Below are 13,419 nucleotides of genomic sequence, written 5' to 3'. Positions count from 1 at the left end.
AACGCTATAAAGAGGTGTACTGGTCGCAATACACCGACCGCTATTTCGCAGGCGATGGCGCCAAACTCGACGAGGACGGCGACGTCTGGATTTTGGGTCGTGTCGACGACGTCATGAACGTTTCAGGACACCGGCTTTCAACCGCTGAAATTGAATCGGCCCTGGTGTCACATCCGTTCGTCGCCGAGGCAGCTGTTGTTGGAGCCAAGGATGAAACAACAGGTCAAGCCGTTGTTGCATTTGTGATTCTTCGATCAGACCAGGTCGCTGCCGCGGGCAGCGACTCCGATGTCAGTAAATTACTTCGTGACCACGTCGCAAAAGAAATTGGTCCAATTGCCAAGCCAAGACAGATCATGGTTGTCTCCGAGCTTCCAAAAACCCGCTCCGGCAAGATCATGAGAAGACTTCTTAGGGATGTTGCAGAAGACCGTCCGATTGGAGACGTCACAACGCTGGCCGACACTTCCGTGATGTCAGTAATCACAGGAAAACTAGCCGATGGAGCTAGTGACTAATCTGAACGATTAGTTCTACCTCTACCGGTGCATCAAGAGGCAGCACGGCAACGCCGACGGCGCTTCGGGCGTGAATACCTTTATCGCCCAAAACGCTCCCTAAAAATTCACTCGCTCCGTTTATGACTGCAGGCTGACCGGTGAAATCAGGGGCTGAGGCAACGAAGCCAACCACCTTTACAACGCGCACGATTTTTTCCAGATCGCCAATCGCCATCTTGATTGCGGCCAGTGCATTCAGTGCACAAACTTCGGCGAGCGCCTTGGCGTCCTCGGCTGAAACCTCTGCTCCAACCTTTCCGGTTCGAAGAAGCTGGCCATCACGCATCGGAAGCTGACCTGAGGTGAAGACCAGGTTGCCGGATTGAACGGCTGGGATGTAGGAAGCCAGGGGCTTTGAGGTTTCAGGAAGGGTCAGTCCTAGCTCGGTTATTTTTTGCTCAACTAAAGACATTTCAAGCCACCGGACGCTTGAAGTAAGCAACTAGGCCGCCCTCTGGGCCGGTCACAATCTGGACCAATTCCCAGCCCTCGGAGCCCCAGTTATTCAGGATTTGGGTGGTGTTATGGATGATCAGGGGGGTTGTTATGTATTCCCACTTAGTCATAGTCAGCAGCCTCTCAGGGTTAGCAAGTATTCTTAGAGCTTAATCGCAAGAAAGGTGTGGCTAACCCTCCATGCTCGGACTCTTCGGAAAACTCTTTGGCCTCAGCGCTCTAGCCGGTCTTTTGACCATGGCACTTGTGGCACCGGTCGCAGCTGTTGGAAGCTATGCCACCTCGGCTGGAATGACCATATTCGAAGGCCTCCCCGACTACATCAAGCCCATAAACGCCTCCCAGGCCTCAACTTTGTATGGAACCTCAAAGGGCGAACCGGTTGTTGTGGCAACTTTTTACCACGAAAACAGAATCTCTGTCGACTATGACGACATGAGCCCCAACATTAGAAATGCCGTGGTCGCAACCGAAGACCCAAGGTTTTTCCTCCACGGCGGTGTGGATGTTTTATCCCTCACCAGGGCAACATTAGGTGTAGCTGCAACTGGACTTTCCGGACCAGGGGCCTCAACCATAACCATGCAGTACGTAAAGAACTCCCTGGTTGAAGCAGCCAATCTCTCAGGCGACGAAGAGGCCATCGCTGCCGCTACCGCAGTCTCCATTGATCGAAAGCTTCGCGAAATCAGACTCGCCATTGCCCTTGAGTCGGTGGCCACAAAGAAGGAGATTCTTGCCGGCTACCTAAACCTTTCGTTCTTTGGAAACCAGATCAACGGAATCGAAGCTGCCGCCAATTACTACTTCGGTGTCACTGCCAAAGAGCTAACTGTCCCCCAAGCTGCCCTTCTAGCCGCCATGCTCAAGGCCCCGAACGAATACAAACCTGACGAACCGGAGAATCTTCCGATTGCAAAAATCCGTCGTGATTACGTAATCAATAACATGCGCGATGAGGGGTACATAACCGCTGCTGAGGCAACCGCCTACAAGGCGGAACCAATCGAGCCAAACATCACCAGGGCTCCAACCGGTTGTGAAGCAAATCAAGCAACCGCTTACTTCTGCGACTACGTGGTCTGGACCGTAAGAAACTCCCCCGAGTTTGGTCTCGCGATCGAAGATCGCGAAATGCTTCTTCGTCGCGGTGGGCTTGAGATTTACTCAACTATGGACATTGAATTGCAAACCACCACCGACAGGGTGGTTAAGCGCGAGATGCCAATCGACAACGAATGGAATTTGGGAGCTACCTCTATCTCCGTTGAGGTCGGAACCGGAAGAGTTTTGGCGATGAGTCAAAACCGAATCTTTGATCAAAATGCTGACGAGGACCCAACCACCACAAGTGTTAACTATTCCACCGATAAGGCCTATGGAGGATCCTCTGGTTTCCAGACCGGCTCGACATACAAGATCTTCGTTCTCGCTGAGTGGCTTTCCAAGGGCTTCTTGCTGGGAGACCGAGTGGATGCTCGAAAGAAGGAATGGAATGCCGAAGAGTTCTCTGCCCGCTGTGGCGGATTAGTTGGAACCTGGGAACCGCAGAACTCCAATGATGAGAAATATGTGAACGAAGACATTCTTCGTTCCACAGCTAGATCAATCAATACCTCATACGTGTCGATGGCAGCCCAGCTAGATCTTTGCGACATCAGGGACATGGCCCAGCGCCTGGGAGTCCAGCGGGCTGACGGAAATGAGCTTTCTTTTGTTCCCTCCTCGGTACTCGGTACAAACGAGCTTTCAGCTCTTTCCCTTGCCGGTGCTATGGCAGGCTTTGCCAACCAGGGTGTTTACTGCTCGCCGGTAGCAATTGACCGAGTGATCATTAGATCAACTGGCAACGAGATGCGGGTTCCAACTACCCGTTGCTCCCAAGCCATGAGCCCTGAGGTTGCAGCGGCTGCCACCTACGCCTTTGAGCAGGTCATTACCGGAGGAACCGGAACCAGGTCAAGAATCGACGACGATGTTCCAATTGCAGGTAAGACCGGAACCTCTGATGACTCCGTCCAAACCTGGATGACCGGATACTCCACCGAGGTTGCAACGGCTGCCTGGGTTGGTAACGTCTCGGGAGCTGTCAAGGTGGACAACACCTCCGTTGACGGTCTCTTTGGAGGTGCCATCCGCCACGAAATTTGGCGCAAGGTAATGACGCGAGCCAACAAGCTCTACGGTGGAAGTGCGTTCCCGGCTCCTCCAGAGCTCTACCTTGGCGCATCGAATGTGATCATGCCCGACGTGAATGGACTGCTCCCAACCGATGCCGAAGAGTTTATTAAGCTTGCCGGTCTATCGGTCAAGATTGCCAAGAACCCGGTGCTTTCGCTGAATCCAATCGGAACAGTGGCATCGGCTGACTACCAGGCTGGCACTGAAGTTATCAGAGGATCTCTTGTGACTCTGTACATAAGCCGGGGTGGGTCCGTCGTGGTTCCGGATGTTGCGGGTCTTAGCGTCGCAGCAGCTAAGCAAAGACTCTTAGAGTCAGGCTTCTCAGCAGTTAGTGAACCGGTTGCGTCACAAGGCCAGTATTTTGTGACCTCATCAACAATCCCAAAGGGCAACGTAGTCTCAACAAGCCCGGGGCCTGGCACGCCGGCCGAGGGGCTTGGAGCCATCCTCTTGATTATTAGTCGAGGGCCCTAATTAGCCTCTGGCTTTGGCTAGTTCCAATTGCTCTGGCTGTTTGGGCGATTGTTATCGAGCGCCAGCTTTATGTAATTCGAGAAGAAACCATTAAGGTTTTGCCCAAGAGCTCCAACCCAATCCGGGTTCTCCAAATGGGAGACATTCACCTAGCGCCCTGGCAAAAAAACAAAATGCGCTTTTTGAAATCCTTGGGTGAAAAGCAAATTGACCTGGTGGTAAATACCGGAGACAACCTAGGCCACAAAGATGCCATCAAACCACTGCTTGATGCACTCGGACCACTACTTACAAAAACCGGTGTCTTCGTTCACGGATCTAACGATTACTACGCCCCGGCCCTAAAAAATCCCTTCGGGTATCTGTTTCGTCCTTCCGGGAAGCCTAAGGCTCAAGGTATTGACCAAGACAAACTAAATCCTGCAACCCTCGAAACAGAGGCACTAACTGCCGGCTTCGAATCAGCCGGTTGGCATAATCTAAACAATAGATCTGCTGAGATCACGGTATCTGACAACAAGATTCGATTTATTGGAATAGATGATTTCCACATCGGGCTAAGTGACCTAGGCACTGTTCAAAAAAAGAATCAGTTCACTATCGCACTAACCCATGCGCCATACCTAGAGGTAATTAGAAAATTTACAGACGCCGAAGCGAAGCTGATTTTCGCTGGCCACACTCACGGTGGTCAGGTAAGGCTCCCCTTTTTCGGGGCGCTAACCACCAACTCCGATCTGCCAAATAAGTTTGCAAGAGGTGTTTCCGGTTGGGAGTTTGGCGGAAACAATTCCATACTCAGCGTTGTTGCAGGACTGGGAAATTCAATTTTTGCACCAGTTAGATTTTTATGTCGTCCAGAGGTAAGACTTATTACCCTTACTCCAGTGGACTAGTCACTGGTGGCCCAGGCCTCGGGGCCGAGTGCAATAAAGTCGCCGGTGGAGTTTTCGCACCTCGCAACTTGACCTTGAACAAAGCAGCTAAATCCAAAAGTTGTTATTTGCTCTCCGCTTGCCAGAACCGGAGAGCTTGAAGCATCTGACCAGTTGGCGTTGGCGCAGGTAAATCCTGCCATTTCCGAACCATCAACGGGGTTGCCAAGAAGTCTCAGCTGATACCCGTAGGTGTACTGGCAGTCTTCCGGAATGGGAAGCAATTCATACTTGGCGTCAAACTCTTTGTGCTCGCAGATGACGAAGTCATCAAACTCGCTCATGGTGCACCAGGTCGGTCCATCTCCCACCTTGAAAATTACATCCCCGTAGGTGGTCAAAAATTGAGCTGGGTCAACGTTCACGACATCCGCCGGCGGCGCTGTCGGAATCAAGCCCTGGTCAAGAGTTGGGGTGGGCTCTAGGCCTAGGTCCTGCACTGGGCCATCCGCGGAACAGCCAGAGAGCACAAGGCTCAACACGAGCACGCCGGAACCTAGAAAAATCTTCCCCATAGCTAAATGATAGCTACGGCCAATCCAAAACCCTCGATGTAAAGCCCGGAGTTGGTAACGGGACTGTAAAGATTTTTGGGCTACTTTTTACCCCAGCGAACCTGGAGCCAGAACCTCTCGTGCATGTAGTAGAGGACGAAGTTTATGAAGTTAGAGATCAGGGAGAGAGAGGCGGCGAACTGCCAGCTTCCCGTCATAGCAAAGCCGACGATGAAAGTGACTGCCACGGCTATGGCTCGCCAGGTGATGGACTTGGCGAGGGAGCGTCTTTTAGAGATCAATCAAAACTCTTTGGCAACCAGCTCGGCAATTTCGTAGGTATTTAGAGCGGCGCCTTTTCTAAGGTTGTCGCCAACTACGAACATATCAATGCTGTTTTCAAAATCAAGAGCTTGCCTGACCCTTCCAACAAAGGTCGGGTCTTGCCCGGCAACAAAGGCAGGGGTTGGGTAAACGCCGTTGGCCGGGTCGTCCATTAGGACAATACTCGGCTGGGCCTCGAGCTCTTTGTGTACGTCGGCCACGGTCAACGGGTTGAGGAAGGTTGCATGCACTGCCAGCGAGTGAGAAACCTGAACCGGAACTCTTACACAACTAGCCGCTACCCTAAGGTCTGGAATCCCCAGAATCTTGCGCGACTCATCACGCACCTTCATCTCCTCTGAAGAGTGCCCCCCGGCCTTTAGTGAGCCGGCCATCGGAATAACGTTCAGTGCAATCGGAACAGGCCACGGTGAATCGGACTGGCTTAGACCGGCTGCCTCGATGGCACGAGCAACATTGTCTGATTCCAGTCCCGAGCTTGAGTCCTTCGCTACCGCGGCGGTTTCTTTCTGAAGCTGCTCGATACCGACAGCCCCCGCTCCTGAAACCGCTTGATAGCTTGCAACCACCAGCTCGGTCAGTGTCCACTTGTGATGAAGCGCGCCGAGTGCGGCCATCATCGTGAGAGTTGTGCAGTTCGGGTTGGCGATGATGCCCAGTGGGCGGTTCTTGGCCTGCTCCGGGTTAACCTCTGGAACAACCAGTGGAACCTGATCGTTCATCCTAAAAGCCGCTGAGTTATCCACCGCTACCGCTCCGCGCTCGGCAGCAATCGGAGCCCAAACTTCTGAAACTTCGTCGGGCACGTCAAACATTGCTATGTCGATGCCATCAAATGCCTCGGCGGAGAGTTCAACCACCGTTAGCTCTTGGCCGTGTACGGTGATTTTCTTTCCAGCGGAACGCTTGGATGCGATGAGCCTAATCTCGCCCCAGATGTTCTCACGAGCATTGATGATTGAGATCATTACGGTGCCAACGGCACCGGTTGCACCAACTAGAGCAAGACTTGGCTTTTTCGACATTTATCTTCCCGATCCTGCATAGACAATGGCCTCGGCTTCGCCGTCTAATCCGAATGCCGAGTGCACAAGCCTCGCCGCTTCGTCAACCTGATTTATGTTGGTCACAACCGAGATGCGGATCTCGGATGTTGATATCATCTCGATGTTAACTCCAGCTTTGGCAAGAGCCCCAAACAAAGTCGCCGATACTCCAGAATGAGTTTTCATTCCCGAGCCAACAATCGAAAGTTTGCCGATTTTCTCGTCGAGCTGAAGCGACTCAAACCCGATTGCTGCTTTGGCCGCTTCTAGAGCGTCGACGGCTTTTTTGAAATCATCGGTTGGGAGGGTGAAAGAGATATCTGAAAGGTGGGTGTTGGAAACGGCCACGTTTTGAACAATCATGTCGATGTTCACATCGGCCTTCGCCACCACTGTGAAGATCTCGGCTGCCGTACCCGGAACATCGGGGACACCGACCACGGTGATCTTTGACTGACCCTTGTCTACGGCCACTCCTGCAACTATTGACTCTTCCATGCTTTCTCCTGTCGAATAGATGATTGTTCCGGGGTCATCGCTAAATGTTGAGCGAACCCGAAGATTTACTTTGTGTCTTCTTGCAAACTCCACTGCCCTGATATACAAAATCTTCGCCCCGGCAGCTGCCAGCTCAAGCATTGATTCGATATCTATAGCGGCAAGCTTTTTAGCCTGAGGAACCAACCTTGGATCTGCGGTGTAGACACCGTCAACGTCGCTGTAGATCTCACACAAATCGGCGCCCAGTCCGGCAGCCAGTGCTACCGCGGTGGTATCGGAGCCCCCTCGACCCAGAGTTGTGATATCCCCGCTCGAGGGATCAAACCCCTGGAACCCGGCAACGATTGCAATCTCACCGGCGTCAATTGCAGTTTGGACGCGATCGGGTGTGACCTCCGCAATTCGAGCGTTGCCATAGGTCGAGTCGGTGATGATTCCAGCCTGAAGACCGGAGAACGATCTGGATTTTTCACCCATGTCGTTAATTGCCATCGATAACAGCGCCACCGAGATGCGCTCACCTGCGGTGAGCAGCATGTCTAGCTCTCTCGGGGTTGCGTAAGGGTTTTTAGAGACGCCATTGGCAATCTCGAGTAGCTCATCGGTGGTATCCCCCATTGCCGAGACAACCACAACGACCTGATTACCGGAGCGGTGGGTGTCGATTACGCGCTTGGCGACCAGCTTGATCTTTTCAGCATCGCCGACGGATGAACCGCCGAACTTCTGAACGATGAGTGCCAACTCCAGCTCCTGGGGAAATTTGGGGATTTGCCTCGATCGTTGAGGCAGATAAATCCCAAGTCTAGCTGACTGTCCTTCGACCCTCAAAGGCTCGGCCGAGAGTAATCTCGTCGGCATATTCCAAATCGCCACCAACCGGCAACCCGGAGGCAAGCCTCGAAATAGTGATTCCCATGGGTGAGAGCATTCTGGTCAGGTATGTGGCGGTGGCCTCCCCTTCCAGGTTTGGGTCGGTGGCAATAATCACCTCTTTGATTTCGGGGTCTGCAAGCCTTGAAACCAGTTCCTTAATTCGAAGGTTGTCTGGGCCGATCCCCTCAATCGGAGAGATGGCTCCGCCCAGTACGTGATAAAGACCCTTGAACTCACGGGTGCGTTCGATTGCCTGAACGTCCTTGGATTCTTCAACCACGCAGATGCTGGCCTTTGATCTTCTGGGGTCTCGGCAGATGTTGCATAGCTCTGCTTCGGCAACGTTTCCGCATTGCTCGCAAAACCTAACTCGCTCCTTGACCTCGGTTAACACCTCGGCCAAGCGCTTGGCTTGATCTTCATCGGCCTGCAAAAGGTAAAAAGCGATTCGCTGAGCGGACTTGGGTCCAACTCCTGGAAGTCTTCCGAGCTCATCAATGAGCTCCTGAATTACTCCCTCATACATCTATCGACCACCGGCTTTGGGGTCCTGCAGTGGTTCGGCACCCAACATTTCGCGAAGTAGTGATTCCCCGTAGCGAGCTTCCTCGTCAACCATTCCGTTGCGCGATTTAGCCTCGGGTTCGGCGGGCTTTTCCGCTTCGGAAGCTTGAGCTTTCGGCTCAGCTTTTTTTGTTTCTTTTGAAGGCTCGGCCTCTTCTTTTATAACCGGCATCGAAGTGGTTGGTGGGTGAGCGTCAACGGGTGCATCAACTACTGCATCAGATTCCGCTGACTCAACGTGGGGTTTGAACTTCACCTGAATACCGAGCACCGCAAAGATTGCTTTTCTAAGTGCATCGGTTGAACGGCTATCGGCTTTGAAGCCGTCTAAATCCTTCTGGCTCAGAAACTTCAAAGTCAAAACATCACCGGTTAGATCCATTACGGTCAATGTGAAAGCAACAACCCAAGCCGACTTCGATTCAGCTTTTACCTGACTCAGAATTTCTGGCCATGCAGCAACTACCGCCTGTTTGGTAATTCCACCAACCGCTGCTGGAGCTGTAGCGGCAACGGGTGCAGCTGCGGGTGCAGCTGCTTTTGGTGCCTGCTGGACCGGTGGTTGCTTTGTAGGAGGGGGTTGTGGAGGGGTTGGTTGTGAGACTGGGTTTGAGGAGACCGGTTGAGACGCAGCGGGTCCATCGGCACTTTGGGCAACTCCCATGCGGCGCTCTAGCCTTTCGATTCTTGCCAAGGATCCAATCTCGGTCTTATCGCTTGAGGGAACAAGGACCTTGGCACACATCAGTTCTAGCTGTAGCTTCGGGCTGGTTGCCCCAGACATTTCAGAAAGTGCAGCAGAAACGGCATTTGAGGCGTGGGTTAGTTCACTCATTCCAAAGCTCATCGCCTGCAGCTTCATCTTCTCGAGCTCGTCGTCGGCGACGCCTCGAAGCACAGCCTTAGCGTCGTCGCCAACCGATAGAACCACAATCAAATCACGCAGTTTTTCAAGTAAGTCCTCAACGAAGCGCCTCGGGTCCTGACCGGACTGAATGACCTTGTCAACCGAAGAGAACACCAGAGAAGAGTTCTGCGTTGCAAAGGCGTCCACCACCTCGTCCAGCAAGTTGGCGTGGGTGTATCCCAAAAGTGCGGCTGCCCGGTCATACTCAATTTCGGCCTTACCGTCTTTAACTTCTGACCCCGCTATCAACTGATCCAGAAGCGATAGCGAATCACGAACTGATCCACCTCCGGCACGAACCACCAGAGTCAGAACTCCTTTGCCCGGGGTTACCTTCTCCGATGTACAAACTTCCTCCAGGTAGGCAAGCATCTGAGCCGGCGGCACCAAGCGGAATGGGTAGTGGTGAGTTCTGGATCTAATCGTCCCGATTACTTTTTCTGGTTCGGTGGTTGCGAAAATAAACTTCACGTGGGCAGGCGGTTCTTCAACAATCTTGAGGAGTGCGTTGAAGCCCTGAGGGGTGACCATGTGAGCCTCGTCAAGGATGAAGATCTTGTATCGATCTCTCGCTGGTGCAAAGATTGCTCGCTCGCGTAAATCTCTCGCGTCGTCTACGCCGTTGTGACTGGCTGCATCAATTTCTACTACGTCTAGCGATCCCGATCCCTCTCGAGAAAGATCAACACAGCTAGCACACTTGCCGCAAGGAGTATCGGTTGGGCCCTCGGCGCAGTTTAGGCAGCGAGCAAGAATTCTTGCGGAGGTGGTTTTGCCACATCCCCTGGGACCAGAGAAGAGGTAAGCGTGATTCACCCGGTCTGTTTTGAGAGCGGTCATAAGGGGTGCGGTGACCTGAGATTGCCCAATTAGTTCAGCAAAGGCTTCGGGGCGGTATCTGCGATACAGGGCTTGAGTCACGATTCCAACCTAGCCTTTCGGGCAGACAAATAAGGAAAAAAGACCCCCCGCACACCCATCAGAGCCCAGCTACCCTTGCTATCTTTCGATCCTGGGGGAGTTCACCAAGATGACGCCGCACGGGGAGTCCTTGGCAATTCTAAACCCAAAACTAGCAACCCACTTTTTGGGACCTGGTTCTAGTGAAGAACCTTGCGCTCTAGCTTTGTTCCCTCGACGTCAACATCAGGCATAGCCTTATCTATCCACTTGGGGATGTACCAAGCGGATTTATTCAAGATGGTCATCGCGGCTGGAACCAGAAGAAGTCTCACTAGGAAGGCATCGATTAGGACACCGATTGCCAGACCGAATCCGATAGGCCTGATGGTTGCCAGGTGCGAGAAGGCAAAGCCTCCGAAGACCGTGATCATAATAAGAGCCGCGGCAATCACCACTCCGCGGGATAAGTGAATACCGAAGTTGATCGAGTCCCTTGGGTTCTTTCCGTGGGTGAACGCCTCGCGCATACCTGAGACCAAAAACAGCTGATAGTCCATCGCAAGACCAAACAGGATTCCAATTAGGAATATCGGCAGGAAGCTAAGGATTGGTCCAGGCGATGTCACCCCAAGGAAGTCAGCTAGCCAACCCCACTGGTAGACAGCAACTACAGCGCCCAAAGTTGCGGTCACGGTAAGGAGGAATCCAGCGGCCGCAAGAATAGGAATGAGTATGGACCTAAACACCAGCATCAAAAGAAGTAGTGAAAGCAAGATTACAGTTCCAAGATACAGAGGCAGAACATCCGCAATCTTGTCTGAAACATCGACGTTGGTGGCGGTAATTCCCGTGACTCCAATTTCGGCGCCATAGGTATCAAGCACCGATCCGTTTATTTCGCGAATGTCATATATCAACTGCTCAGTTTCAACACTCGATGGTCCGCCAACCGGTACGACCTGAAAGATAAACGTCTTTCGATCATCCGCGATAGCTGCTGGAACAGCGGCCCGAACGTTTTGAAGTGCCATCAGGGCGGTTGCAACATCAGCCTGGAAGGCGAGGGTGTCTTCTTCCAGAATTGGGTTCTCAGTTGACAAAACGGTAGTCACCTGACCGTTGAAACCAGGACCGAAGCCATCGCTTGTCAGCGTATAGGCCTTGTATGCTGTTGAGTCCCTGGGTTCTGATCCACCGTCTGGAAGACCGAGTCTCATGTCATTAAGAGGTATCGCCATGATTCCCAAAACTGCGACAATCGAGAACACGGTAACCCATGGGTGACGAGTAGCCCAGACCGGCTTCAAAGCATTTTTAGGGCTTGTTGACTTCTTTGCCGTTCTCCTCTTTTTCGGGCTGTCAATCAAAGCGCGTTCTTTCTTCGAAAGAATGCGCTCACCAATAAGCGAAAGCGCTGCCGGGGTGACGGTGAGGGCGATTGCAACCGCTACAACAATAGCGATGGCACCCATCGAGCCCATAAGTCCGACAAAACCAATACCGGTTAGATTTAGCGCAACCAGAGCAATGACAACCGTGAGGCCTGCGAACAAGACCGCGTTACCGCTGGTTCCGTTGGCAAGGCCGATGGATTCTTCGAGCTCCATGCCGTTTCGCATCTGTCTACGGTGTCGATTCACAATGAACAACGAGTAGTCGATACCGACCGCGAGCCCCAGCATCACACCAAGTACCGGTGTAGTGGAGGTCATTTCGATTTCGGAGGCGAGTGCTAGAACCACCGTTGCTGAGATTCCAACTCCAACAACCGCCGAGAAAATAGGAATGGCCATACCGATAAAGGTTCCGAGCAATACAAACAAAACAATCGCGGCTGCAATCAGCCCGATGATTTCACCAATTCCGAGAATCTCTCCGAAGGACTGGGTAAGCTCCTGAGAAAACTCAACCTGGATTCCTGGCAGATTCGCATTGGAAAGTGATTCAACGACCGACTCTCTGGTTCCATCTTCAAGCTCGGTGCCGCGCTTATCGAAGCGGATTGTTGCTAAGGCCGTGGTCTCATCGGTTGAGACAACCGTGAAATTCGTGGTTGCAAATAGCAACTTCTCGCCAATTGCCAAATCAATCTTGGCTTGAGCGATTTCTTCAATTCCAGATGAGATCTCAGTTCTAGCATCAGCAATCTCGATCTTGCCCGAGGCGAGCTGATCCCTAGAGGCAGAAGCAATTGCAGTTTGTCTTTCAACTTCCGCTAATCCTCCCTCAAGCTGGGCTTTGTTGGTAAGAAGTTCCTGCTGCATCTCGATTGGCGCTCCGGCGTCCTGCAGCTGCTTTAGACCTGCGTTCACCTGTTCTAGGTTTGCCTCAAGTTCTGCTTTTGTGCTTGCGAGTGTTGCAAGGCCCTCCGCGAGCGCTGCCTCGCCGTCGACGATTTCTTGAGCGGCGTTGGCTAGTTCAAGCTCGCCATCGGCGATTGCTTTTTCGGCGTCAATCAGTTCTTGCTTGCCATCGATAATTTGTCTTTCGCCATCCCGAATTTCGGCTTGAACCTCAAATGGGTTTACCGCCTCTGAAATCTCAGGCAGTGACTCAACTTCAGCGAGCGCTGCTGTTATTGCAACGCGATCGGCGTCTGTGAAGGAGCCAGACTCCTTGAAGAAAACAACCTGACCGGTTCCTCTGCTTGCCTCGGGGAATGTGCTCTGCAGTTGGTCAACAACGTTTTGAGAAGGGACTCCGTCAATTGAGATCGTTGTGGTTAGTCGACCACCCAAGCTAAGAGCAAGACCTGCGGTTATTCCAAGAAGTGCCAGCCAGGCGATTATTACTAACCAGGCCTTTCGCGCAGAGAAAAGACCTAGTTTGTATAGCAAGGTAGCCAAAGGGATATCCGTTTCAGTTGCTGGTTCTAAGTAGAGCAGGAGAACCTGCAAAAACTCTTCGGGGTATTTGGAACAGGAAACATCTGTTTCCTGAAACTAATTTTAACCGAGCTTTAGACCCGGGGTTTGATCAACCTCTTTCTTCCCAGCAAGTTCGGAGCTAGGCGGTATTTTGAGCTCATTTTGGACTTTACCTTTTACTACTAAACTCAAGAGAGTTGTCTACCCGATCAACACCTGGAGAATTCGCCTAGTGGCCTATGGCGCACGCTTGGAAAGCGTGTTGGGTGAAAGCCCTCGGGGGTTCGAATCCCCCATTCTCCGCCAG

At 52.4% G+C, this 13,419-nt stretch carries 12 protein-coding genes, 1 tRNA gene and 1 other RNA gene; 4 read left to right on the top strand and 10 right to left on the bottom strand.

Going from position 1 to position 13,419, the window contains the following annotated elements; translation table 11 throughout:
* Window positions 1-518: AMP-binding enzyme (locus WAO31_RS06290; RefSeq protein ID WP_509591575.1), on the top strand; the 518-nt coding region annotated here is incomplete at its 5' end.
* On the opposite strand, the gene WAO31_RS06285 is transcribed toward WAO31_RS06290, so the two are convergent.
* Both WAO31_RS06285 and sp36 read right to left on the bottom strand, forming a co-directional pair.
* Entirely contained in the window at window positions 508-972 is a 465-nt protein-coding gene (locus WAO31_RS06285; protein ID WP_509591572.1) for a RidA family protein, read from the bottom strand. The two genes, WAO31_RS06290 and WAO31_RS06285, sit on opposite strands and share 11 nt — an antisense overlap.
* Window position 973: 1 nt before the next feature.
* Complete coding sequence (sp36, locus tag WAO31_RS06280; RefSeq protein ID WP_509591570.1) at window positions 974-1,126, bottom strand: Sp36 family protein; 153 nt, start codon at window positions 1,124-1,126, stop codon at window positions 974-976.
* A 70-nt stretch (window positions 1,127-1,196) separates the two neighbouring features.
* Between sp36 and WAO31_RS06275 the strand changes: the two genes are divergently transcribed.
* Together WAO31_RS06275 and WAO31_RS06270 are read left to right on the top strand one after the other, a co-directional pair.
* Window positions 1,197-3,674 carry a transglycosylase domain-containing protein gene (locus WAO31_RS06275; protein ID WP_509591568.1) on the top strand — a complete coding sequence of 826 codons (2,478 nt, stop codon included), beginning with the start codon at window positions 1,197-1,199 and terminating at the stop codon, window positions 3,672-3,674.
* Between the two features lie 98 nt (window positions 3,675-3,772).
* On the top strand, window positions 3,773-4,570 hold the full coding sequence (locus WAO31_RS06270; RefSeq protein ID WP_509591565.1) for a metallophosphoesterase: 798 nt from the start codon (window positions 3,773-3,775) through the stop codon (window positions 4,568-4,570).
* Here WAO31_RS06270 and WAO31_RS06265 read toward each other — a convergent pair.
* The 8 genes from WAO31_RS06265 to WAO31_RS06230 all read right to left on the bottom strand — a co-directional run bounded on the left by WAO31_RS06265 (window position 4,567) and on the right by WAO31_RS06230 (window position 13,091).
* On the bottom strand, window positions 4,567-5,124 hold the full coding sequence (locus WAO31_RS06265; protein ID WP_509591562.1) for a hypothetical protein: 558 nt from the start codon (window positions 5,122-5,124) through the stop codon (window positions 4,567-4,569). The genes WAO31_RS06270 and WAO31_RS06265 overlap by 4 nt on opposite strands.
* An 80-nt stretch (window positions 5,125-5,204) precedes the next feature.
* Window positions 5,205-5,405, bottom strand: a complete 201-nt coding sequence (locus tag WAO31_RS06260) for a DUF2061 domain-containing protein (RefSeq protein ID WP_509591560.1) — start codon at window positions 5,403-5,405, stop codon at window positions 5,205-5,207.
* Window positions 5,406-6,473, bottom strand: a complete 1,068-nt coding sequence (locus tag WAO31_RS06255) for an aspartate-semialdehyde dehydrogenase (RefSeq protein WP_509591557.1) — start codon at window positions 6,471-6,473, stop codon at window positions 5,406-5,408.
* Window positions 6,474-7,739 carry an aspartate kinase gene (locus WAO31_RS06250; RefSeq protein ID WP_509591554.1) on the bottom strand — a complete coding sequence of 422 codons (1,266 nt, stop codon included), beginning with the start codon at window positions 7,737-7,739 and terminating at the stop codon, window positions 6,474-6,476.
* 61 nt (window positions 7,740-7,800) lie between these two features.
* Window positions 7,801-8,397 (bottom strand): recombination mediator RecR, encoded by a 597-nt coding sequence (gene recR / locus WAO31_RS06245; RefSeq protein ID WP_509591551.1) that lies wholly within the window; start codon window positions 8,395-8,397, stop codon window positions 7,801-7,803.
* A complete protein-coding gene (locus WAO31_RS06240; protein ID WP_509591548.1) occupies window positions 8,398-10,263 on the bottom strand; it encodes a DNA polymerase III subunit gamma and tau in 1,866 nt (621 codons plus the stop codon).
* 35 nt (window positions 10,264-10,298) lie between these two features.
* Window positions 10,299-10,395, bottom strand: an RNA gene (gene ffs, locus WAO31_RS06235) — signal recognition particle sRNA small type.
* 47 nt (window positions 10,396-10,442) lie between these two features.
* Window positions 10,443-13,091, bottom strand: a complete 2,649-nt coding sequence (locus WAO31_RS06230; protein WP_509591545.1) for an MMPL family transporter — start codon at window positions 13,089-13,091, stop codon at window positions 10,443-10,445.
* Between the two features lie 239 nt (window positions 13,092-13,330).
* Here WAO31_RS06230 and WAO31_RS06225 point away from each other — a divergent pair.
* Window positions 13,331-13,418 (top strand) — tRNA-Ser (locus WAO31_RS06225).
* The last annotated feature ends 1 nt before the right edge of the window (window position 13,419 follow it).

Source organism: Rhodoluna sp. (assembly GCF_049276775.1).
In the GTDB taxonomy this organism is placed as follows: Bacteria; Actinomycetota; Actinomycetes; order Actinomycetales; family Microbacteriaceae; genus Rhodoluna.
This window is presented reverse-complemented; position numbering and strand designations above follow the sequence as displayed.

What these genes read in the sequence shown, in the direction of transcription:
- WAO31_RS06285 (WP_509591572.1), bottom strand. Translation starts at nt 972, where the DNA reads ATGTCTTTAGTTGAGCAAAAAATAACCGAGCTAGGACTGACCCTTCCT.
- sp36 (WP_509591570.1), bottom strand. Translation starts at nt 1,126, where the DNA reads ATGACTAAGTGGGAATACATAACAACCCCCCTGATCATCCATAACACC.
- WAO31_RS06275 (WP_509591568.1), top strand. Translation starts at nt 1,197, where the DNA reads ATGCTCGGACTCTTCGGAAAACTCTTTGGCCTCAGCGCTCTAGCCGGT.
- WAO31_RS06265 (WP_509591562.1), bottom strand. Translation starts at nt 5,124, where the DNA reads ATGGGGAAGATTTTTCTAGGTTCCGGCGTGCTCGTGTTGAGCCTTGTG.
- WAO31_RS06255 (WP_509591557.1), bottom strand. Translation starts at nt 6,473, where the DNA reads ATGTCGAAAAAGCCAAGTCTTGCTCTAGTTGGTGCAACCGGTGCCGTT.
- recR (WP_509591551.1), bottom strand. Translation starts at nt 8,397, where the DNA reads ATGTATGAGGGAGTAATTCAGGAGCTCATTGATGAGCTCGGAAGACTT.